Source organism: Delftia sp. HK171 (assembly GCF_001886655.1).
Classification (GTDB): domain Bacteria; phylum Pseudomonadota; class Gammaproteobacteria; order Burkholderiales; family Burkholderiaceae_C; genus Comamonas; species Comamonas acidovorans.
In genome coordinates, this window is sequence record NZ_CP018101.1 from 5142706 (window position 1) to 5165454 (window position 22749).

14 protein-coding genes, 4 tRNA genes and 1 riboswitch are annotated in these 22749 nt (G+C 65.1%); of the genes, 8 read left to right on the top strand and 10 right to left on the bottom strand.

Annotation, left to right across the window (positions count from 1 at the left end; all coding sequences use genetic code 11):
• Positions 1-61: 61 nt before the first annotated feature.
• The 7 genes from ispC to rpsB form a co-directional block, all read right to left on the bottom strand.
• Entirely contained in the window at positions 62-1240 is a 1179-nt protein-coding gene (gene ispC / locus BO996_RS23020) for a 1-deoxy-D-xylulose-5-phosphate reductoisomerase (protein ID WP_071956502.1), read from the bottom strand.
• Positions 1237-2091 carry a phosphatidate cytidylyltransferase gene (locus BO996_RS23025; RefSeq protein ID WP_063325296.1) on the bottom strand — a complete coding sequence of 285 codons (855 nt, stop codon included), beginning with the start codon at positions 2089-2091 and terminating at the stop codon, positions 1237-1239. The genes ispC and BO996_RS23025 overlap by 4 nt, the downstream gene beginning before the upstream one ends.
• Before the next feature lie 13 nt (positions 2092-2104).
• Positions 2105-2803 carry a polyprenyl diphosphate synthase gene (gene uppS, locus BO996_RS23030; protein WP_442856968.1) on the bottom strand — a complete coding sequence of 233 codons (699 nt, stop codon included), beginning with the start codon at positions 2801-2803 and terminating at the stop codon, positions 2105-2107.
• An 83-nt stretch (positions 2804-2886) separates the two neighbouring features.
• The gene (gene frr, locus BO996_RS23035) at positions 2887-3447 is read right to left on the bottom strand and encodes a ribosome recycling factor (protein ID WP_012206744.1); all 561 of its coding nucleotides are present in this window, start codon (positions 3445-3447) and stop codon (positions 2887-2889) included.
• Positions 3448-3490: 43 nt separating this feature from the next.
• A complete protein-coding gene (gene pyrH / locus BO996_RS23040) occupies positions 3491-4213 on the bottom strand; it encodes a UMP kinase (protein ID WP_012206745.1) in 723 nt (240 codons plus the stop codon).
• Between the two features lie 64 nt (positions 4214-4277).
• Positions 4278-5174, bottom strand: coding sequence for a translation elongation factor Ts (gene tsf / locus BO996_RS23045; RefSeq protein ID WP_013801447.1), 897 nt, complete (start codon positions 5172-5174; stop codon positions 4278-4280).
• A gap of 113 nt (positions 5175-5287) precedes the next feature.
• Complete coding sequence (rpsB, locus tag BO996_RS23050; RefSeq protein WP_012206747.1) at positions 5288-6040, bottom strand: 30S ribosomal protein S2; 753 nt, start codon at positions 6038-6040, stop codon at positions 5288-5290.
• A 370-nt stretch (positions 6041-6410) separates the two neighbouring features.
• Here rpsB and BO996_RS23055 point away from each other — a divergent pair, with 370 nt between their 5' ends.
• A complete protein-coding gene (locus BO996_RS23055; RefSeq protein WP_071956503.1) occupies positions 6411-7682 on the top strand; it encodes an FAD-dependent oxidoreductase in 1272 nt (423 codons plus the stop codon).
• A gap of 49 nt (positions 7683-7731) precedes the next feature.
• Positions 7732-9309 (top strand): NAD(P)H-hydrate dehydratase, encoded by a 1578-nt coding sequence (locus tag BO996_RS23060; RefSeq protein ID WP_071956504.1) that lies wholly within the window; start codon positions 7732-7734, stop codon positions 9307-9309.
• A gap of 6 nt (positions 9310-9315) precedes the next feature.
• On the opposite strand, the gene rnr is transcribed toward BO996_RS23060, so the two are convergent.
• Positions 9316-11883 (bottom strand): ribonuclease R, encoded by a 2568-nt coding sequence (rnr, locus tag BO996_RS23065; RefSeq protein ID WP_071956505.1) that lies wholly within the window; start codon positions 11881-11883, stop codon positions 9316-9318.
• A 34-nt stretch (positions 11884-11917) separates the two neighbouring features.
• Here rnr and BO996_RS23070 point away from each other — a divergent pair.
• From BO996_RS23070 to BO996_RS23085, 4 genes are all read left to right on the top strand, one after another.
• Positions 11918-12002 (top strand) — tRNA-Leu (locus tag BO996_RS23070).
• Positions 12003-12161: 159 nt separating this feature from the next.
• Positions 12162-12246, top strand: a tRNA-Leu gene (locus BO996_RS23075).
• A gap of 155 nt (positions 12247-12401) precedes the next feature.
• Positions 12402-12486 (top strand) — tRNA-Leu (locus BO996_RS23080).
• A gap of 155 nt (positions 12487-12641) precedes the next feature.
• Positions 12642-12726, top strand: a tRNA-Leu gene (locus tag BO996_RS23085).
• A gap of 141 nt (positions 12727-12867) precedes the next feature.
• Here BO996_RS23085 and BO996_RS23090 read toward each other — a convergent pair.
• Together BO996_RS23090 and BO996_RS23095 are read right to left on the bottom strand one after the other, a co-directional pair.
• Positions 12868-15498 carry a DUF349 domain-containing protein gene (locus BO996_RS23090; RefSeq protein ID WP_071956506.1) on the bottom strand — a complete coding sequence of 877 codons (2631 nt, stop codon included), beginning with the start codon at positions 15496-15498 and terminating at the stop codon, positions 12868-12870.
• A gap of 154 nt (positions 15499-15652) precedes the next feature.
• Positions 15653-19471: a DUF748 domain-containing protein gene (locus BO996_RS23095; RefSeq protein WP_071956507.1), complete on the bottom strand. Its 3819-nt coding sequence runs from the start codon at positions 19469-19471 to the stop codon at positions 15653-15655.
• A 767-nt stretch (positions 19472-20238) separates the two neighbouring features.
• On the opposite strand from BO996_RS23095, the gene BO996_RS23100 reads away from it, so the two are divergent.
• Both BO996_RS23100 and glyA read left to right on the top strand, forming a co-directional pair.
• Positions 20239-21150, top strand: a complete 912-nt coding sequence (locus BO996_RS23100) for a lytic transglycosylase domain-containing protein (protein ID WP_071956508.1) — start codon at positions 20239-20241, stop codon at positions 21148-21150.
• A gap of 137 nt (positions 21151-21287) precedes the next feature.
• Positions 21288-21463, top strand: a riboswitch (ZMP/ZTP riboswitch).
• A gap of 34 nt (positions 21464-21497) precedes the next feature.
• Positions 21498-22745: a serine hydroxymethyltransferase gene (gene glyA / locus BO996_RS23105; RefSeq protein ID WP_034396192.1), complete on the top strand. Its 1248-nt coding sequence runs from the start codon at positions 21498-21500 to the stop codon at positions 22743-22745.
• The last annotated feature ends 4 nt before the right edge of the window (positions 22746-22749 follow it).

Sequence of the window (22749 nt, forward strand, 5' to 3'; positions counted from 1 at the left end):
TGCGCACCTGGATACCGCCGCAGGCCCACCGAGAAACCCGGTCTGGCCCGCGAAGCCGGCATTACAGCTGCCACTGCCGCGCCACGGTGTGCGCGATTTCGCGAGCCTGGGCGTCCAGGGCCAGCAGGTCGTCCAGGCTGCCCAGTGTAGGCGGCAGCAAGGTTTCGAGAGTGCGCAAATTCACAGCGTGGATACGGTCAAACGCCAGGCGTCGCTCCAGGAAGGCGGCAACGGCGACTTCATTGGAAGCATTGAGAACCGCCGTAGTTCCCTCGCTGGCGAGCAGCGCCTGCCAGGAAAGATGCAGGCCCGGAAAGCGCACGGCATCCGCCTCTTCGAAAGTCAGGGCCGACAGCTTCGCGAAATCCAGGGGCGCCGCGCCGCTGGCGATGCGCCGTGGCCAAGCCAGGCCGCAGGCGATGGGCACGCGCATGTCGGGCGTGCCCAGTTGCGCCAGCACCGAGGCATCCTTGAACTGCACCATGGAGTGCACGATCTGCTGCGGGTGGATGACGACCTTGATCTTGTCGGGAGCCATGTCGAACAGCCAGCGTGCCTCGATCACCTCCAGCGCCTTGTTCATCATGGTCGCCGAGTCCACGGAGATCTTGCGCCCCATGGAGAAGTTCGGGTGCGCGCAGGCCTGCTCCGGCGTGATCTCGGACAAGGTGGCCGGATCGCGCAGGCGAAAGGGTCCACCCGACGCCGTGAGCAGCAGACTGTCCACGCGATCGGGCCAGCTGGCTCGGTCTTCCGGCAGGCACTGGAAAATGGCCGAATGCTCGCTGTCTATGGGCAGCAGGGTCGCGCCATGGCGCTTGACCGTGTCCATGAACAGTGCGCCGCCAACGACCAGAGCCTCCTTGTTGGCCAGCAGCAGGCGCTTGCCCGCGCGCGCGGCCGCCAGACAAGGCGCAAGGCCCGCCGCACCGACGATGGCCGCCATGACGGCATCGACCTCGGGATGCGAGGCGATCTGCTCCAGCGCGTCTGGCGACTGCAGCACTTCGGTCGCCAATCCATTGCTGCGCAGCTGTTCAGCCAGCAGCTTCGCGTGTGGCGCGCTGGCCATGACGGCGTAGCGGGGCTTGAATTCGGCACACTGGCGCAGCATCAGGTCCACTTGCGTGGCCGCGCTGAGTGCAAAGACCTCGTAGTGCTCGCGGTGGCGCGCCACCACGTCCAGCGTATTGGTACCGATGGAGCCCGTGGAGCCCAGGACGGTGATTTTCTGCTTCATGAATGCGCGAAAGAGGAAAGCATCATGGCCAGCGGCAGGGTCGGCAGCAGGGCATCGACGCGATCAAGCACGCCGCCATGGCCGGGCAGCAGACCACTGCTGTCCTTGACGCCCACGCTGCGCTTGACCAGGGATTCGACCAGGTCGCCGACCACGCTCATCGCGGCCATGAACACAACCGCCAGCAGCAGGAACCAGGCCCCGCGCGCCAACAGCAACGAATAGAAACTGGGCACGGCCACCGCGTAGTGGCGGTCCGCCCAGACCCAGGCCAAGGCCAGCACCAGCACGCCGGCCATGCCGCCCCACACGCCTTCCCAGCTCTTGCCGGGACTGATGGACGGCGCGAGCTTGGACTTGGTGAATTTCAGGCCCAGGGTCCGGCCTGCGAAATATGCAAAGACATCGGCCACCCAGACCAGCACCAGCACCGACAGCAGGAAGTTGATGCCCATCATGCGCGCCTGCACCACGGCCACCCAGGCCAGCCACAGGGCCAGCACTCCGCCGACCAGACGCACAGGCCCCGCAATGCGCGGCCAGCCGGCCACGCCTGCGCGCAGCAGTGCCGCGCCGCCCAGCACCCAGGCGGAGCCAGCGACCACCCAGACCGCGGTCAGAGGACGCTCCAGCCAGCCCGCGGCCCAGGTCCCCACGCACATCGCCGTGCAGATGGCACCTATGCCGATGGCTCCAGCGGAGCCAAAGCCGTTGAGACGGCCCCATTCCCAGGCACCCGCCGCCATGAGCACGAGCACCACCACGGCGAACGGAACGCCCGTCGGATAGAACAGCGCAGGCAGCAAGATGGCCAGCAGGATCAGGGCGGTGATGACTCGCTGCTTGAGCATGGCTCCCCCTTGTTCAGGTCGTCTGTTGATGGGACGACTTCGATTGTGATTGGTGTACTTGCGCGGAGGTCTGGCCAAAGCGCCGCTCGCGCGAAGTGAAGGCGGCAATGGCCTCGTCCAGGCAGGCCTCGTCGAAATCAGGCCACAGGCTGGCACTGAAGAAGAGCTCTGAATACGCGGCCTGCCACAACAGGAAGTTGCTGATGCGCATCTCCCCGCCAGTGCGGATCAGCAGGTCCGGGTCGGGCACATGGGACAGCGCGAGTGCGCGGTCCAGGCTCTGCGGAGTGATGGGCTCGCCCTGCTCTGCCAGCCGGGCTGCGGCCTGGGCAATGTCCCAGCGCCCGCCGTAGTTGAAGCAGACATTGAGCACCAGGCGGTTGTTGTGTGCCGTGACCTGCTCGGCCTGGGCCAGGCCTGCGCACACTTTCTCGCTCAGGCCACTGCGGTCGCCGATGAAGTGCAGGCGCACGCCATCGCGGCTCAACTGCTGCACTTCCTTGGCAAGGGCATTGGCCAGCAGGCCCATGAGACCGGAAACCTCCTCTTCGGGGCGGTTCCAGTTCTCGGAAGAAAAGGCGAAGACGGTCAGGACCTGCACGCCGCGCTGGACGCAGGCGCGGGCACAGCGGCGCAGCGATTCCACGCCCTGCTTGTGGCCGGCCAGTCGCGGCAGAAAGCGGCGATTGGCCCAGCGTCCATTGCCATCCATGATGACGGCAATATGGCGCGGCACCGCGCCGGAGTCTTGGTTTGTCAAAGGTACGGGCCCTGAGGCAAGCGAGGCAGTACGCCTCAGACCGCCATGATGTCTTGTTCCTTGGCAGCCACCAGCGCGTCGATCTCGGTGATGTGCTTGTCGGTCATCTTCTGGACATCGGCTTCGCAACGCTTTTGGTCGTCTTCCGAGGCTTCCTTGTCCTTGACCAGCTTCTTGACGGCTTCGTTGGCGTCGCGGCGCAGGTTGCGCACGGCGATCTTGGAAGCTTCGCCTTCGTTGCGGGCCAGCTTGGTCATTTCCTTGCGGCGTTCCTCGCTCATCGGAGGCATGGGCACACGGATCAGATCGCCCAGCGAGGCAGGGTTCAGACCCAGATCGCTTTCGCGAATGGCCTTCTCCACCTTGGCGGACATGCTCTTTTCCCAGGGCTGCACGCTGATGGTGCGCGCATCGAGCAGGTTCACGTTGGCCACCTGGGACAGCGGCACCATTGAGCCGTAGTAATCCACATGGATGGAGTCCAGCAGCGAGGGGTTGGCACGGCCGGTACGCACACGCGCAAGATTGTTCTTGAGCGCTTCGATGGACTGGCCCATCTTGGACTCGGTGGTCTTCTTGATGTCTGCAATCGTCATGTTCTTGTTCCTTGAAGAGCTGTGAAACGCGGGATCAAAACGCTCAAGCGTACACCAGCGTGCCCTCATCCTCGCCCATGACCACGCGCTTGAGCGCGCCGGGCTTGATGATGGAGAACACCCGGATCGGCAGCTTCTGATCGCGGCACAGCGCAAAGGCAGTGGCGTCCATGATGCCCAGGTTGCGCGAAATGGCCTCGTCGAAAGCCAGCTTGTGATAGCGGGTCGCGTTGGGATTCTTCATCGGGTCGTCGGTGTAGACACCATCGACCTTGGTGGCCTTGAGCACCACTTCGGCACCGATCTCCGCGCCGCGCAGTGCCGCGGCCGTATCGGTCGTGAAGAACGGGTTGCCGGTGCCGGCGGCGAACACCACCACCTTGCCCTCTTCGAGATACTGCAGGGCCTTGGGGCGCACATAGGGCTCCACGACCTGCTCGATGGCAATGGCCGACATGACACGGGCGATGAGGCCCTGCTTGTCCATGGCATCGGCCAGAGCCAGGGCATTCATCACGGTGGCCAGCATGCCCATGTAGTCGGCGGTGGCGCGGTCCATTCCGACCGAACCACCAGCCACGCCACGGAAAATATTCCCTCCACCGATCACCACGGCCACCTGGACACCCACGCGGGTGACTTCGGCGATTTCGGAGACCATGCGCTCGATGGTGGCACGGTTGATGCCGAACGAGTCGTCGCCCATGAGCGCCTCACCGGACAGCTTGAGCAGGATGCGCTTGTGGGCCGGTGCGGCGTTGGACATGGTGTTTCTCCGAAAGGTGGATGGTGGTGGATGGTGAAGGGAACGGTTCAGGCGCTCAGACGAATCAGGCGCCAGCCTTGGCAGCGGCCACTTGGGCAGCCACTTCGGCAGCGAAGTCGTCAACCTTCTTTTCGATGCCTTCGCCGACCACGTACAGGGTGAAGCCCTTGACGTTGGTGTTGGCGGCCTTGAGCATCTGGGCCACGGTCTGCTTGCCGTCGGCAGCCTTCACGAAGACCTGGTCGGCCAGCGAGACTTCCTTCAGGTACTTCTGAACCGAGCCTTCGACCATCTTGGCGACGATCTCGGCAGGCTTGCCGGATTCGGCAGCCTTGGCGGCAGCAACGGTGCGTTCCTTTTCGATCAGCTCGGCAGGCACGTCAGCGCTGGTCACGGACACGGGCTTCATGGCGGCCACGTGCATGGCGACGTCCTTGGCAGCGGTTGCATCGCCTTCGAACTCGACGATCACGCCGATGCGCGAACCGTGCAGGTACGAAGCCAGGCTGGTGCCGTCGAAACGCTTGAAGCGGCGGAAGGACATGTTCTCGCCGATCTTGCCGATCAGGCCCTTGCGCACGTCTTCCAGGGTGGGGCCGAAACCGTCCTGCTCATAGGCCAGGGCGCTCAGCGCGGCCACGTCAGCGGGGTTTTGCTCGGCGACCAGCTTGGCGGCGGCATTGGCCATCGCGATGAAGCTGTCGTTCTTGGACACGAAGTCGGTTTCGCTGTTGACTTCGATCATGGCACCCTTGTTGCCATCGATGAAGGCGGTGATCACGCCTTCGGCGGTCACGCGCGAGGCAGCCTTGCCAGCCTTGGTGCCCAGCTTGACGCGCAGCAGCTCTTCGGCCTTGACCAGATCGCCCTCTGCTTCGGTCAGAGCCTTCTTGCATTCCATCATGGGCGCGTCAGTCTTTGCGCGCAGTTCAGCCACCATGCTTGCGGTAATTGCAGCCATCGTATTTCTCCAATGTCAGTTCGATTCGTTACAGGATTTCGGCTAAAAAAACGGGGCTACCCTGAGCCCCGCTTCTTATTCAGCGACGAGGTCGCTCAGCCGGACAAGCTCAATCAGGCAGCGGATTCTTCCACTTCCACGAACTCGTCACCGCTCTCGCCGGATGCAGCCTTGACCACGTCGGTCAGTGCAGCAGCGCGGCCTTCCAGGATCGCGTCGGCGATGCCTTGGGCGTACAGTTGCACAGCCTTGGCAGAGTCGTCGTTACCGGGGATGACATAGTCGATGCCTTCGGGGTTGTGGTTGGAGTCAACCACGCCAACCAGGGGGATACCCAGCTTCTTGGCTTCGGCCACGGCGATCTTGTGGAAGCCCACGTCGATCACGAAGATGGCGTCGGGCAGGCTGTTCATGTCCTGGATGCCGCCGATGTCCTTTTCCAGCTTTTCCAGTTCGCGAACGAACATCAGCTGTTCCTTCTTGCTCATGGCTTCCAGACCGGCTTCTTGCTGGGCCTTCATTTCCTTCAGACGCTTGATGGACGTCTTGACGGTCTTGAAGTTGGTCAGCATGCCGCCCAGCCAACGCTGGTCAACGAAGGGCACGCCAGCGCGCTGGGCTTCAGCAGCCACCATCTCGCGGGCTTGGCGCTTGGTGCCGACCATCAGGATCGTGCCGCCGTTGGACGCCAGTTGCTTGACGAACTTCTGGGCGTCCTGGAACATCGGCAGCGACTTTTCCAGGTTGATGATGTGGATCTTGTTGCGGTGACCGAAGATGAAGGGGGCCATCTTGGGGTTCCAGAAACGGGTCTGGTGACCGAAGTGGACGCCTGCTTCCAGCATCTCGCGCATAGTGACGGACATATGAATACCTCAAAGGTTAGGTCTAAAATCCAGCCCGACAATTGCCCCCTGAAACACAGGGCGCAACACCTTGAAGGGACTGGTTTGCGATTGACTTTGCGCAGGATCCCCAAGCATGGGCAGGCGTTCTTGACGAACACCCCGCACCCAAAAGCTTTCACCTGACCCCCGGCAATCCCGGGGAAAATCAGGGGGAACCCCTAGCAAAGCCGCAAGATTCTAGCACACGCCACCCTTCAACCGAGGCTTCGCTCTCAAAGCGCGCTCACCACCCCTCACGGTCGCGGCAGTTGCGCAACATGCACACACTCCTGTAGTGATAGCTGCATCCGCTTGATAATCCGGGCACTTCAGCAGATTCCACCCAAAAATGAACATCGCGATTGTGGGCGCCGGCAGCATTGGCGTTGCGACAGCCCACGCACTGGCACAGGCCGGCCACGAGGTCACCGTCTACGAGCGTCACGGCACCGCAGCCGAAGAAGCCAGCTTCGGACATGCCGGCTGGCTGGGCCCCAGCCTGCTCCAGCCCTGGAGCGTACCCGGCCTTTCAACCGCCGAACGCTCCCCCGCCCTTCCCGGCCGGCAGGCCCTGCCGCGACTGGGCTCCGGAAACCTCGCAGCCCAGCTGCGCTGGCTATGGCAATGGCGCCAGGCCGGGCGGCAACTGCGCAAAGGCAACGTGCCCACAGCCGCCATGGCGGCGCTGGAGGCGCTCACGCAGCGCAGCCAGCAGTTCCAGCAATCGCTGTGGAGGCAATGGGAGTTTGACCCGGAATATGTCGCCGGAAGCCTGGTGCTGCTGGGCAGCGAGGCCGAGCACGAACAACTCAAGCCTGCGCTGGACGCACTGGCCGAGGCCGGCACACGCTGCGAGGCACTGGATGCCGCCCAGACCCGGCTGCGCGAACCCGCCCTGGGCGAGGAAACCACGCTCGCAGGCGCCCTGTATTTTCCACAGGCAGGCGCAGCCAATGGCCGCCTTGCCACGCTGATGCAACGCCAGGCAGCGCAGTCGGCAGGAGCACGATTCGAGACGCAGCGCCTGGTGCAGAAATTGCAGCCCGGCGGCGCCGGGCGCACCGCACGCCTGCAATTGCTGGGCGAAGACACCCCCCGTTCGCACGACGCCATCGTCGTCTGCGCCGGCGCCGAGGCCGCGAACCTGCTCACGCCGCTGGGCCTGCGCCCACCGATGATCGCCCTGCACGGCTATGGCGTCAGCGCCCCTTTGCGCGAACAAGGTTATGCCCCCCGCCACGCCATCGTGGACTGGAGTGAGCAGATGACCCTGGTCCGCCTGGGCCAGCGCATGCGCATCGTGGCCGGCGCAGAGCTGGGCCGCCGCAGCCCCATGCATGAGGCCACGCTGCAGCGCATGTATCACCGCCTCAACATGGTTTTTCCCGGCAGCGCGGTGCTGGCCTCGGGCGTACAGATCTGGCATGGCACGCGCATGTGCACGGCCGATGGACTGCCGCTGGTGGGCGCCAGCGGACTGCCCGGCATCTGGCTCAACCTGGGACACGGCAGCTGCGGCGCCGCCATCGCGCAGGGGTGCGCAAGCATGCTGAGCGACCTGATAGACAACCGCGCCAGCTTCCTGGACAGCGCACTGCTAGACCCGCGCCGCTTCGGCTGACCGGCACCCCCTCCTCTGCCACCCGGCGGCGGACCGCTATGCTCGGTCCATGCTGCGCATTCCCACATCCACCGCCTTGCCGCTGTTTGATACGGCGGCCACTCGCACCCTGGAACAGCAGGCGGCAGCCAGACTGCCCGCGCACAGCCTCATGCAACGCGCGGGCGCGGGCCTGGCACGCCTGGCACGCGCTATCGCTCCCCATGCACGCTGCATCTGGATAGCCTGTGGCCCCGGCAACAACGGCGGCGATGGTTTGCAGGCAGCCGCCTGGCTGCAACAAAGCCTGAATGCGGCGCCAGAAAAGGCCCGCAGTTGCCGCATTCTGGTCAGCTGCGTGCGCGAACGCACCCACATGCCAGACGATGCACGCGCCGCCTGGGACGCCGCCCACGAAGCCGGCGTGCAATGGACCGAGCACATGCCCGCCGACATGGGGCCACAGGACTTGTGCATTGACGCATTGCTGGGCATCGGCCTGCGCCAGCCAGACGCCGCAAGCCCGCGCACCAGCACGAATGAGCGCCTGCTCACTCTGCTGCGCAGCCTGCAGTCCAGCACCAGCCCAGTCCTGTGCGCGGACATAGCCTCCGGACTGGATGCCGACACCGGGCAGTACCTGCCTGGATTCGCACCCCCGAATGCCCCAGCCAGCGCACGGCACACGCTGGCGCTGCTGACGCTGCAGCCCGGACTGTTCACAGGAAGTGGCCGCGATGCCTGCAGCCAGATATGGTGGGATGACCTGGACACGGGACTGGCGAAAGGCGGGCCAATCCTCACTCCCCCGCCCTGCGCACAACTGTTTTCACCAGGCGCCAGCGCCCCGCGCCCGCATGCCAGCCACAAGGGAAGCTTTGGCGACGTGGCCATCCTTGGCGGAGAGGGGCTGGGACAGCGCGGCCTTTCCATGACCGGCGCCGCCTGGCTGGCTGCCCTGGCCGCACTGCATGGTGGCGCGGGGCGCGTGATGCTCGCTCTGCTCGATGCCTCGGCCGGGTCAGGCCAGGCCACCGCGCCCTGGCCCGAAATCATGCTGCGCAGCCCTGAAGCGCAGGACTGGCGCAGCACCACCGTGGCGTGCGGATGCGGGGGCGGCGTGGCGGTGCGCGCATGGCTGCCCCAGATACTGGAACAAGCCCCCAGGCTGGTGCTGGACGCAGACGCACTGAATGCCGTTGCCGAAGATGCATCGCTGGCCTCGCTCCTGAAAGAGCGCCGCCAGCGCGACCTGCACACGGTGCTGACGCCCCACCCGCTGGAGGCCGCCCGCCTGCTGAAGACGAACACCGCACAGATCCAGGCACAGCGGCTGCACGCCGCCAGGCAGCTGGCGCAACGCTTCGACTGCACCGCGCTGCTCAAAGGCTCCGGCACCGTGATCGCCGGGCCTCAGGGAGAGGGTGATGCACCGCCTTGCTGGATCAATCCCACGGGAAACGCCCGCCTGTCGACCGGAGGAACCGGCGATGTGCTGGCCGGGCTGATTGCTGCGCTGTGGGCCCAAGGCCTGGAGCCCACGCAGGCAGCAGCCCTGGCGGCCTGGCGCCATGGATTTGCAGCAGACCATTGGCCTGCGCACATCCCGTTCAGCGCCAGTGCACTGGCCCAGCAGCTCGGAGCATAAAAACCCTCAGGACTTGCGCCGGGGCTTGGATGTGTTGCCCGTCACCTTGGACTTGACGGCGCCCAAGGCCTTCTTGCCCAAGGCGCGCAGTGCCTGCACCGGCGACGGTGGAGGCAGCTGCGGCAGGCCGTGGGCGGCAGCATCCGTGGCCGCAGGCTTGCGTGCCTCGGACGCCCGGCCTCTGCGGGGTCGCGCAGCGGAGCCAGCGGATGATGGCTCCGCAACCGCCTCGCCCATATCGCTCTGCCGCGCCGAGGTAGCCGGGCGCGGCTGGGCATTCGCATATTCAGCTTCCAGCGCGGCCAGGTTCACACCCTTGACCATGGCCTTTTTAGACGCCTTGCGTCCCTGCTTGCCGGCCGACGCCGCTGCATCAGACTCAGGCCTTGCACCGCCGGAGCCTCCCGAGTTGCGCTGCGCCCGCTTTTCCTTGGCATCGCGGCGGCCCCATTTTTCGCCCTGATGGGTTTCCGTGCGCGCCGGCGTCCTGCCGGGCCGGCCCGAGGCCGGCTGCTCTTCGCCATCGCGCACCAGGCGGAAATCGATGCGCCGGCCATCCAGGTCCACGCGGCTGACCTGCACGCGCAGCCGCGTGCCGATTCCATAGCGAATGCCCGAGCGCTCGCCGCGCAGTTCCTGGCGCGCCTCGTCAAATCGGAAATAGTCGCCACCCAGCTCGGTGATGTGGACCAGCCCCTCCACATACATGGCGTCGAGCGTGACGAAGATGCCGAAGGTGGTCACCGCAGAGACCATGCCGCCGAACTCCTCGCCCAGATGCTCGCGCATGTACTTGCACTTGAGCCAGGCTTCGACATCGCGGCTGGCCTCGTCGGCCCGGCGCTCGTTGGCACTGCAGTGCAGGCCGGCGGCCTCCCAGGCCTGGACCTCGGCGGCGGGCGCGCGCTTGCGCGGCTTCTGGCCGGGTGGGCTGACGCGTGATGCCAGACGCTTGGCCAGCTTGGCCTCGGCTTCTCCGGGGGTGGGCAGTTCGGGCAGGCGATAGTGCGTGCCTTCGAGCTCGGCCTTGATCACGCGGTGCACCAGCAAATCGGGATAGCGGCGGATCGGGCTGGTGAAGTGCGTATAGGCGTCGAATGCCAGGCCGAAGTGGCCCGAATTCTCGGGCGTGTAGAAGGCCTGCATCATTGAGCGCAGCAGCATGGTGTGGATCTGCTGGGAGTCGGGACGGTCCTTGGTGGCGTTGGCAATGGCCTGGAACTCGGACGTGGCCGGGTTCTCGCTCAGCGCCACACCAACCCCCATGGCCTTCAGATAGTTGCGCAGAATGTCCTGCTTTTCCAGCGAGGGCTTGTCGTGCACGCGGAACAGGCCGACGCGACCGCTTTGCTCGATGAAGTCCGCACTGCAGACATTGGCAGCCAGCATGGCCTCCTCGATCAGCTTGTGCGCCTCGTTGCGCGTGCGCGGCACGATCTTCTCGATGCGGCCGTTCTCGTCACAGACGATCTGCGTCTCCGTGGTCTCGAAGTCCACGGCGCCGCGCGCCTCGCGCGACTTGAGCAGCGCCTGGTAGACGCCATGAAGATTGAGCAAGTCACCCACGCGCTCCGAGCGCCGCGCAGCCTCCGGGCCGCGCGTATTGGCCAGGATGGCCGCCACCTCGGTATAGGTGAAGCGCGCATGGCTGTGCATCACCGCCGGATAGAACTGATAGGCATGGATCTCGCCCTTGGCGGTGATCAGCATGTCGCAGACCATGCACAGGCGGTCCACATCGGGGTTGAGCGAGCACAGGCCATTGCTCAGCTTCTCGGGCAGCATGGGGATCACGCGGCGCGGGAAATAGACGCTGGTGGCGCGGTCATAGGCATCGATGTCGATGGCGCTGCCCGTGGTCACGTAGTGACTCACATCGGCAATCGCCACCAGCAGGCGCCAGCCCTTGCTGCGCCCGACCTTGGCGGGCTCGCAGTAGACGGCATCGTCGAAATCGCGCGCGTCCTCGCCATCGATGGTCACCAGGGGCACATCGGTCAGGTCGATGCGCTTCTTGCAATCGGCAGGCCGCACCCTGTCCGGCAGCGCCTTGGCCTGCGCCAGGCAGGCATCGGAAAACACATGCGGGACGCCGTACTTGCGCACCGCGATCTCGATCTCCATGCCGGGATCATCGACTTCACCGAGCACTTCGATGATGCGTCCCACGGGCTGGCCGAACAGCGCAGGCGCCTCGGTTAGCTCCACCACCACCACTTGGCCGATCTTGGCCGATCCTGTGGCATTGGCGGGGATCAGAATGTCCTGGCCGTAGCGCTTGTCCTCGGGCGCCACCAGCCACACACCGCTTTCCTGCAAGAAGCGGCCAATGATGTTGTGCGCAGGGCGCTCGATGATCTCGACCACACGGCCTTCAGGCCGGCCGCGGCGGTCCTGGCGCACGATGCGGACCTTCACACGGTCCTTGTGCAGCACGGCACGCATTTCATTGGGGGGGAGGAAGATGTCGCCTTCGCCGTCATCGCGGATGACGAAGCCATGTCCGTCGCGGTGCCCCTGCACACTGCCCTCGATTTCGTCGTTCACATCGGCGCTTTTGGCGTGAGGGTTCATTTTCTTGGTATACAATCTAAATCTTTCCTGAGATGCCCAGGTGGCGGAATTGGTAGACGCACTAGTTTCAGGTACTAGCGGGTAACTCCGTGGAGGTTCGAGTCCTCTCCTGGGCACCAAGTTTAACGACAACCTGCAGAGGTTGCGGCGAACTAAGGAACTATCTTCAGCAGAAGGCAGTTCCCTGGCTTCATGACTTGGCAGATGACAGTCTCAAGAAAAAAATCGAAGATCGGGATGCTTCTGCAAAAAATGCAGTAGAATTTCAGCTTCAGCAAGCCCAGGTGGCGGAATTGGTAGACGCACTAGTTTCAGGTACTAGCGGGTAACTCCGTGGAGGTTCGAGTCCTCTCCTGGGCACCAAACATGAAAAGGCCGTTGCACACGCAACGGCCTTTTTCTTTTCTGATCGCTGAAAGCCGATGGCAAGGGCATCTCGCCAAGAAAAGTTCAGGAAAATCTTTGCAAACCTGCCCGGCACATCGCTTTCACGCTATATAATTTGCGTACTCTGAAATGCCCAGGTGGCGGAATTGGTAGACGCACTAGTTTCAGGTACTAGCGGGTAACTCCGTGGAGGTTCGAGTCCTCTCCTGGGCACCAAACATGAAAAGGCCGTTGCGTGTGCAACGGCCTTTTTTCTTTGCCTCGCCGGCACCGTCGCAGGCCCCTCCACCATCCCACAGAAATTTCTCAAAAACTTGGGAAATCGGCTTCAGACGGAGATTTCGCGCTATATAATTTGCTCACTCTGAAATGCCCAGGTGGCGGAATTGGTAGACGCACTAGTTTCAGGTACTAGCGGGTAACTCCGTGGAGGTTCGAGTCCTCTCCTGGGCACCAAACATGAAAAGGCCGTTGCACATGCAACGGCCTTTTTTCTTGGGCGCTGCAGACGCATCGACCCCAGAAGACCGCATCCATGGCGCAAAAAAAAGGGAGCCAGCGGCTCCCTTCCTGGATGAGAGGATCACCTCCCACGCATCACTTGCGCAGCAGTTGCTTGAGCACGTTCTGCAGGCGGCGCGCGCTGGCATCATCGCGCGGCGATGCCAGCACCCGGGCGGCATCGTTGCCCCAGGTTTCCTGCGGAGCAGGATCGTTGCGGCGCGTCAGCAGCTGCAGCTGCAGGGCACGGCGGGCGCTCAGATGTTCCGCAGGTGTGGGAACGTCGGCGGCCATTTCAAGGCGCAGCAGGGCTTCGCCCGCGTCTCCCTTGGGTGCCTGACCCAGGGCCTGCGACCAGGCGCTGCGCACTTGTGCAGACACGCGGCCACCAAGCTGCTGGGCAGCCGGCATCTGGGCAGCATCACGCGACTCCCACGCCGCCATCAACTGGGTCAGTGCCTCACCATGGGCCTGGGCCGCGAGCTTGCGCAGGGCGTCCTGGGCATGTTCCATGGCTTCACGCTGGGCACGGAAGGCGGGGTCCGCCAGGCGCGGTCCGCGCTCTTCGCGCGGCTCGCGGCTGAAACGGCCACTGTCGCGGCTGTCTCGGCCATCCCGGCCGTCGTCGCGGCCACGGCCACCATCGCGGCGGTCGCCAGGACGGGCAGCGCGTGCACCGCTCTCTTCCTTCTTCATGCCAGGACGATCGTCACCGCGCACGGCAACCACGGGGCGCACCGGCACCGGCTTGGCTTCGGACTCTTCCGAACCCGCTACAGCAGCGGCAGGTTCCTGTACTGGCTGGGCCGCATTCACGGAAGCATCGGCACGGCCACGCAGCGCTTGCTCCAGGGCCTCCACCGCAGCGCGGATTTGCTGCACATCACCCGAGGTGTTGGCAGCTTCCACGGCCTGCGACGCTTCCAGCACGCGGCGATCATGGTCGCTGAGCGCCACGGCTGCAGCACGGGGGCCCCGCTCGGTGCCCTTGCGATTGAAGGCTTCGTCCAGTGGCTTGCGGAAGGCATCCCAGAGCTTTTGCTCATGCTTGCGGTCCAGAGGCACAGCCTGCGCCTCGGCCTGCCAGCGCTGCTGCAGGGCCTTGACGGCGTCGATGCGCAAGTTGGGCGCTGCGCCCAGCGCGGTGGCTTCGTCGATCATGGCGTGGCGACGCTGCAGGCTGGCCTTTTGCGCAGCATGCAACGGGGCCTCGGCCAGGGCCATGGCCTGCTTGAACTGGGGTTGCAGTTCGGCAAACAGCTTCTCGCCGATGTGGCCGCTTTCACGCCAACGTTCAGCGAACTGGCGCAGTGCGCGCGCCGCGCCCTTGAGATCTTCGCTGGCGGACTGCTGTGCTGCCCAGGCCTTGATCTCTTCGATCAGCGCCAGGCGCTGCGCCTTGGACTGGGTGGTTTCGGTGCGCAGCTTGTCGTGCCAGGACTCGACCACCTTGTGGGCCGTGTTGCAGGCTTCGTCAAACTTCTTCCACAGTGCGTGGTTGGCTGCGCTGCCCTGGTCGGCCAGCTTCCATTGCTCGCGCAGGCTGCGCAGCGATTCCTGGATCTTGCGGCCACCCAGCGCCTGGCCTTCAGGGCGGTTCAGCAGGGCTTCGGCCTTGGCAACCAGTTCCTCGCGCAGCTTGTCGGCGTTCTGGCGCGGCCAGCCTTCGGACTCGCCAGCGGCCAGAAGGGCCTCATGCACCTTGGTGACCAGTGCATCGTCCACCAGGCGGCCATGGGCCTTGATGGCGGCGCGCACGGCCTGCACGGCGGCGGAACCGGCCTTGCTTTCGCCGGCAGCCGTCTCGGCCTGGAGCTGCTCCAGCGCCTGGGTCAGAGCACTGCTGGCGGCAGCCACTTGCTCAGGCGATGTCTTCGCCTTGGGCTGGGCTGCGCTGCGGGCTGCGGGAGCGGGCTTGGACGGCTCGGCAGCCGCTGCCTCGGGAGGCAGGCCACGCGCCACACGCAGCTCATCGGCCCACACGGGCACGGTGGGCAGCGGAGCGGCTTCGTCGGCGGCGGCAGCTTCGGTGAGCGCCAGTGCAGACTGGAAGGCATCCCAGACCAGGATCAGCTGTGCGCTGGCGGCTTCCAGCTGGGGCGGGAAACGTCCGTCCACGCTGGCCCAGTTGTCATCGCCAGTCAGTTCGCCGGCCTGCTCCTGCCAACGGGCCACGTCGGCGCGCAGGTTGTCGAGCACAGCCTGGGCATCGCGCCAGGGCTTGGTGGACAGGACCTCGATGCGCTGGGCCAGCAAAACGGCCACTTCGCGCTGGACCTGCACGCGGTGCTGCAGCTCCTCGATGGCCTTGACACGCTCGGCCAGCTGGGCCTTGTGCTGCGACAGAGGTTCACGCGACAGCGGGGCGCCCGCCTTGGCGGCGTCGCGCTGCCAGGCAATGGCGTCGGCGGCATTGAAGGGCGATGCGACCAGCAGCGCCTGGGCCTTTTCAGCCCACTCCACTGCGATCTTTTCCTGGTCCTTGGTGCGGCGGATCTCGTCCAGGCGCTCACGCACGGCACGGGCCGCGCCCTTGTCGCGCGCGCTCAGTTCCTTGAGGACGTCCTGCAATTGCTCGACCGAAGGCTGGGTTGCCAGCCAGTCGCGGATACGCGCGGCGCGATCACCCGAGGTTTCGGCGGAGAAGGCACCGCCCGTGAGCACATCCAAGGGGTGTTGTTCGGGATTCTTGGCAGAAGCAGGGCTCACTTCAGGTGCATCGGACATGGTGCTGCGGGGGGAAAGAGAAGACATGAATCAATCGTTGAATGTCTGGCTGCCGCGGGCCGCCAGACGCGGCCGGCCAGGCCGCATGCGGGCATGCTAGCCGGACCGGGAAAACCATATTCTCGCCGTTATTTGAAGCGGAGCCAAAACCGGGCTACTGCGTGGACAGGCTGAGCTGGGCGCGCGGGCTCCATTCCTGGTCGTCGGAGTCCAGTTTTGGAGCCCCCAGAAACAGGCGCTCAAGCGGCAACTGCTGCTGGGCAAGGTAGTCGCGCACGGCCACGGCGCGGGCCAGCGCCAGTTCGCGCATGGCGTCGTCGGGCACGGCAATCTGCTCCAGCAGCAGGCTGCGCATCTGGTCGGTGGGCAGGTCCTTGGCCATGCCGATGACATTGCGCGGCTTGGCAAAGTCGGCGCGACTGTACAGCGCCTTGGTCAAGGCCGGCACTTCGGAGGCAGGCAACTCGGTCACGGACTCTGCCGATTTGCCGTCGCGCAGCACCTGGCGGCGTTTCTGGGCGAGCAGCAGGCGATCGAGCTCCGCCTGCTTCCAGGCCTCTTTGTCCTGCGCCTCGCGCGCCTCGCCGATCACGGTGAGCTTGAGGGCCGGGCGATCCTTGAGGGAGGCAACCACCTTGTCCAGGCTCTCGCGGGCCTTGCCGTCGATCTGGGCACGCCCCGGCGCAAAGGCCACCACGCCCGATTCGCTGCCGCCCCCAAAAGCGCCCGACAGCAGCGAGAACGGCGAGGTGATGGCCTTCATGATCAGGTTGCCAATGATCTTGAAGATGACCGGCGCCAGCCTGAATTGCGGATCGTTGAGCGAGCCGCTGACCGGCAGGTCCAGGTCGATGACTCCGTTGCGGTCAGCCAACAGCGCCACCGCCAGGCGCACGGGCAGCGAGGCGGGCGCACCTTCGACGGCTTCGCCGAAAGTGAGCTGATGCAGCACCAGCTTGTTGCGCGCCGTGAGCTGGCCATCGGGCTCAATCTTGTAGTTGACGTCCATGCTGAGCTTGCCGCGCTCGATCCCGTGGCCCGCGTACTTGATGGAGTACGGCGACAGCGGGGGCAGTTCCAGATCGCGCATCTGGGCACGTATGTCCAGGGCCAGCGGCTTGGCCAGGGGATTGACCTGGCCGGTGATCTCCAGCGAAGCCGTGCCCTGGGCGCGGCCGCGCAGTTCCACATCCGCCAGTTGCGGCGCCTGCTGGCTGGCAGGCGGCTCGGACGAGAAGGCGCTCAGGCGGCCCGCCAGCTCGCTGAGGTCGGCCGAGTAGTTGGGCTGGATGAAGTAGTCGGAGAACTGGACCCTGCCGCCCGTCAGCGCAATCGGCCCGATCTTGATGACGGGCGCAGGCCCGGAGGCAGCCTGCGGCGGCGCCGGTTCGGCGGAAGCCGCCGTGCCATCCGCAGCCGGCGCGGCGTTCTGCTCCAGGGACTGCTGGGACTTCGCCGATTTGACGATGTCCTGCAGGTTGATGCGCCCGTTGCGCTGCACGATGACGCGCGCAAAGAAGTCACTGAGAGCCGTCTCGCGCACGCTCAGGCGCAGCGGCTGGGCAGGCTGCATCTGCAGGTCCAGGCCGCGCACGGCCAGCGTCTTCCAGGCCACCAGTTCATCGCGCAGGCCGAGTCCCAAGGCAACCGACTGGGCCTTGGCCCGGTCGGCCGTGGACTCGCTGAGCACGGCAGCCACGGCGCCTGCCGCCGTGCGTGGCGCGCCCTGCCCTGCAGCCTCGCCCGCCGCTTGCACGGGAGAGGCCAGTGCGGAGCGCATGCGCAGATCCACGAGCTCGACATCCCCCTGCACCGCCAGCTCGGGGCCGGCCGGTTGGCTGACAAAGCGCAGTTGTCCGAGGAAATTGCCGTCGGCACGCACCAACTCGACATTGAGCATGTCGGCAAAGTAGGGCTCCAGCGCATGCAGCGGCAGGCTGCGCGCCTGCAACTTGCCCTGAAGCGACAGCGGCGCCAGCCCCAGATCCCCCCGCAGGCTCAGCGAGCCCGCCTGGACACGCCGGCCCGAGCCGACCTGGGCGGACAGCTCCAGCGGCGTGGGCGCGGATTTGGCGGCCAGCGGCTCGATGGCGCCCATGCGAAGGCGCAGTGAACCCAGGTCAAGCGACACGGTGCGCGCGGAATCCGCGTTGCGCACGGGCGCTTCGTCACGCAGCGCAATGGCGCCGCCATCGACCTCCACCGCCTGCAGCTTCAGGCCCCAGGGCCGGGACTTGTCCTTGCCGGCGTCCTGCGATGCGGGTGCCGAGGAGGCGGGCGGCAGCCATTGCTCGTACATCCACCGGCCCTGGGCATCGCGCAACACGGCCAGCTGCGGCTTTTGCAGTGCCAGGCGGCCAACGGAGACCTGCTGGCTAGCCAGATTGACCTGCACCTGCTCCAGCTGCAGGTGCGCGATATCGACGGGCGCGGCTTTGTCCTTAAGGCTCAACTGCTCCACGCCCAGCCCGGCCACCTGAACCACCATGGCGGAACCGTTCCAGCCCAGGCCGGCGTCGGTGCTCAACAGACCCGTCAGCTCGGGTTTGAGATGGGCAGACAGGTACGGTGCTGCCAGTTGCAGCGGCAATTGCCGCGCGGAGATGGCCAGTTGGCCCTGCTTGTCGGTCAAGGCCCCGCTCAGCTGCAACTCGGCAGGTTTCGCCCCCTCCCCCGCCGATTCGGGCTGCACCTGCATGCTGGCAGCAAGCTGCAGCGGTTGCTCCAGGGGCCAGCGGATATCGCGCACCTGCAACGACAGCTCGCGCGCCTGCAGCGCAGCGCCCGACTTTCCAGCGTCGGGAGCGGCATCGCGCCAGTGCACCGTGGCATTGGCAACGGACAGCCTGTCCAGGCTGACCTTCCACGGCTGGGGCGCGTCGGAGGCAGGCTTTTCCGCTGCCGGCCTGGCATCCGGGGAGGAAGCACCCCCCATCGCCGTCCAATTGATGCGGCCTTGCGCATCGCGGGCCGCAAAAATCTCGGGAGCGCTCCACTGCACGGACTCCAGCTCCGCAACCGATTGCAGCGGCTGCACGTTCTTGAGCACGGCGGCCAGGCGCTCGAAGCGCAGCAGGGGGGCACCGTCGCAGTCGTGCAGCTCGGCGCCGGACAGGCTGACCTCCCCGGTGATGCGGACCACGGCCTGCTCGGCCTGCTCAAAGGAGATGTGCAGGTTGGCATCCAGCACACCGGAACGCGGCTTGACAGGCGCGGTGACGGGCACATAGCCCAAATAAGGTGTCAGGTCCACGCCCTGCCAGTTCAGATCGACAGCGGTCTGGCGCTGCTCGGTGAAGGGCGTGCTCTGGGCGCTGGATTCAAACCGGCTGCCGTTGAGCGCAAAGGACAGGTGCGGGAGCACCTTGATCTCGCGCTTGGACTCCAGGTTGCTGATGAAGGGCAGGCGCAGCTGCAACTGCTCGAGCATGTGCTGGCGCTGCTGGACCTCGTCCTGCAATTGCACGCGGCCGTCGCGCAGCGCAATGTTGTACAGCGCAAAGCCCACGGGTTTGGAGGGCGGCGTGTCGCCGGGTTCGGCCAGCCTGGCCAGCACATCGTCCACATCGAAATGCCCCAGGCTCTGCTGGGTCAGGCGCAGCACCGGCGCATCGACCTCGATGGCATCCAGCACCGGCGCCAGCCGAAACAGCGACTGGATACTGGCATTGACATAGATACGGTCGATCTGAAGCTGGGGGGACGAAGATGATGACGGCAAAGACTCCGGAGCCGCGCCTTCCGCCTGGCTCCTGGCAATGCTCAGGTCCCGCAGGGTCAGCTCCAGCGACCAGGGCCGGAACTCCACTGCACCCACACGGACCTGACGGCCCAGCTTGGCCGATGCCTGCTTTTCCAGTTGACTCTTGGCCACAACGGGCACCAGCGCCCACAGCAGCAGCCACAGCAAAAGGAACGCCACAAGGGCGATGGCCAGCCTGCGCAGCCAGCGGTGCTTGAAGAGAGATTGCATGGGGCTCTGGTAACTAGTACAGCCCATCCTGGGACACAGGACAGGGCAACGGCTGCATTGCACCAGAAATTGGGGCGGCAGCAACGGCTGGGTCCGCACCACGGCACATTTCTTGACGTTGCGGCCATCCTTGAACGACAAAGCCCGGAAGCCGTGAACCGGCTTCCGGGCTTTACGGCGGGCACAAGTCCCGACCGTTTTCCGCAGTCAAGGAGAGGATGGTCCTTGCTGCTTGGAAGCAAGAGATTGCTTCCAGGAAGGCCGCGGAAGAAGACTTGAACCACGGTGTCCGCACTATCGAACACCACTTTTACCTGTCTTCCACCTTGGCGAGACGACTGCAGGAGCAGTCGCCTCCAATATAGAAGGACGCAGGGTCGGCCTGCCAGTGCTTTTGCATTTCATTGCAATTTCATGACGCACTCTGAAAACGGCGGAAACGGCGTACATCGGTAGCACGCCACCCGCTCTTCAAGACCTCAAAACTGTGTTTGCATCCATGGTTTGTTATTATTCATTGATCTAAAAGATTAATTTCATAGTGTTGACCGTGTATTTGGTGAACTCCTAGAATCCGCCAGCGCTCGAATAGAGCGTTTTTTGTTTCTGCTGCCTCACGACTGAGCAGATCCCGCAGGCCTACAACGCAATGGCGCACCAAGCGCCAGCCTCCCGGATCCGCAGCACCCAATCCAGGGTGTCAGCCTCACCGGCCTTCGCTTCGGCGAAGGCCGTTTCGGGTTGGTGCCCCTAGAAAGGAAAAAGCTATGCCAGCGTCAGGAAAATTTTTCGCCGCCGCGCGAACGTTCGCCATCGATGTGGCCAACGGTTTTCTTGCCATCATCCACAACAGCTTCGCCCTTCTGGGCTTGGCTGTGGCCTTCCTGGCCATTACCTTGTTCGCCCGTCCCGACCTGCGCGATGCCGGAGAGAGCCAGTTGCGCTCCTGGCTGACCGCTCGCCAGATGGCCGAGCTGGGTGCGCCCGTCGAACTCGCGGCCAGCGACCGCGCGACGGCGACCAACCCGAAGAACCTGCCCAAGGATCAGGCGGCCGTGGCCTTCTGGCTCAGCAAGAAGTACCGCGTGGCGCCCGAGCCCATCGCGGCACTGGTCAGCGAGGCCTACGACCTGGGCAAGGTCAACCGCCTGGACCCGACGCTGATCCTGGCCATCATGGCCATCGAGTCCAGCTTCAACCCGTTTGCGCAAAGCGCTGTCGGCGCGCAGGGCCTGATGCAGGTGATGACCACGGTGCATACCGACAAGTATGAGAACTTCGGTGGCCAGAATGCTGCCTTCGACCCGGTCAGCAATCTGCGCGTGGGCGTGCGCGTGCTCAAGGAATGCATCGAGCGCGCAGGCTCCATCGAAGGAGGCCTGCGCTACTACGTGGGCGCGGCCAACCTGCCCACCGATGGTGGCTACGCCGCCAAGGTGCTGGCCGAGCACCAGCGCCTGCGCATGGCCGCCGGCCTGCGTGCCGTGCCTTTGATGACCGCCAAGGTCGATCAGCCCCGGCAGGCCGTACAGATTGCCTCCACCAAGCCGGCCCCCCCCGTGGCCGAGGCCACGGGCCCGGCAGCAGCGGCTGCGCCTGCAGCCGTGCCGGTCAGCTCGAGCAACACCTCTGCCCGCTCCGAGCAGGTGGCCCTTCAGTCCCAGGAGCCGGCGCTGTAGCCTGACTTCCCGGCACAGTGAATGCACAGCTGGCCAAGGCCAGCTTTTTTCATGCCCGATCCAACTGCAGGTGGCCCACGCAAACGCCTTCTGCAACGCCCCTGCCAGGTCTTCGGCGCCACCGGCTCAGCTACACTAGCGGGGTACGCAACTGGCGATAGGCGCAGCCGCTTCACGCACCGCTGCCGCTGACGTGGAAACCAGCAGAAGGCCCGAGAAGGACCACCTTCTGTGAACCACCGGGGAGCGTACCGCCCAGCCTCCATGCGCACGCGGGATCTGGAGTGTTCCGCCGTTCGCCTGGGCAGCCCTTGGCCTCAAGGGAATTTCAAGTTCACAGGACTGCCATGTTTCAACGCACCAATACCGTCGAGAAGGTCGACGCCGAAGTCTTTGCCGCCATCCAGGCCGAGAACCTGCGTCAACAAGAACATATCGAGCTGATCGCCAGCGAGAACTATTGCTCGCCTGCCGTCATGGAAGCCCAGGGCTCCCAGCTCACCAACAAGTACGCCGAAGGCTATCCGGGCAAGCGCTACTACGGCGGCTGCGAGAACGTCGATGTGGTCGAGCAACTCGCCATCGACCGCGTCAAGAAGCTGTTCGGCGCCGAAGCCGCCAACGTGCAGCCCAACTCCGGCTCCCAGGCCAACCAGGCAGTGCTGATGGCCTTTGCCAAGCCCGGCGACACCATCATGGGCATGAGCCTGGCCGAAGGCGGCCACCTGACGCACGGCATGCCGCTGAACATGTCGGGCAAGTGGTTCAACGTGGTCTCCTACGGCCTGAATGCCGAAGAAGCCATCGACTACGACAAGATGGAAGCGCTGGCGCGCGAGCACAAGCCCCGCATCATCGTGGCCGGCGCATCGGCCTACGCCCTGGCCATCGACTTCGAGCGCTTCGCCAAGATCGCCCGGGAAGTCGGCGCCATTTTCTGGGTGGACATGGCCCACTACGCCGGTCTGATCGCCGCGGGCGTGTACCCCAACCCCGTGCCCCACGCCGACGTGGTCACCACCACCACGCACAAGAGCCTGCGCGGCCCGCGCGGCGGCGTGATCCTGATGAAGGCCGAGCACGAGAAGGCCATCAACAGCGCCATCTTCCCCGGCCTGCAAGGCGGCCCGCTGATGCATGTCATTGCCGGCAAGGCCGTGGCCTTCAAGGAAGCGCTGTCGCCCGAGTTCAAGACCTACCAGGAACAGGTCGTGAAGAACGCCAAGGTTGTCGCGGAAACGCTGACGGCACGCGGTCTGCGCATCGTCTCCGGCCGCACGGAAAGCCACGTCATGCTGGTGGACCTGCGCGCCAAGGGCATCACCGGTAAGGCGGCCGAAGCCGCGCTGGGTGCCGCCCACATGACGATCAACAAGAACTCCATCCCCAACGATCCCGAAAAGCCGATGGTGACCAGCGGCATTCGCGTGGGCACGCCCGCCATGACCACGCGCGGCTTCAAGGAAGAGGAAGCCCGCCTGACAGCCAACCTGCTTGCCGACGTGCTGGAGAACCCCGCCGACGAAGCCAACCTGGCCCGCGTACGCGCCCAGGTGGCCGAGCTGACGGCCCGCTTCCCGGTCTACGGCGCCTGAGTTG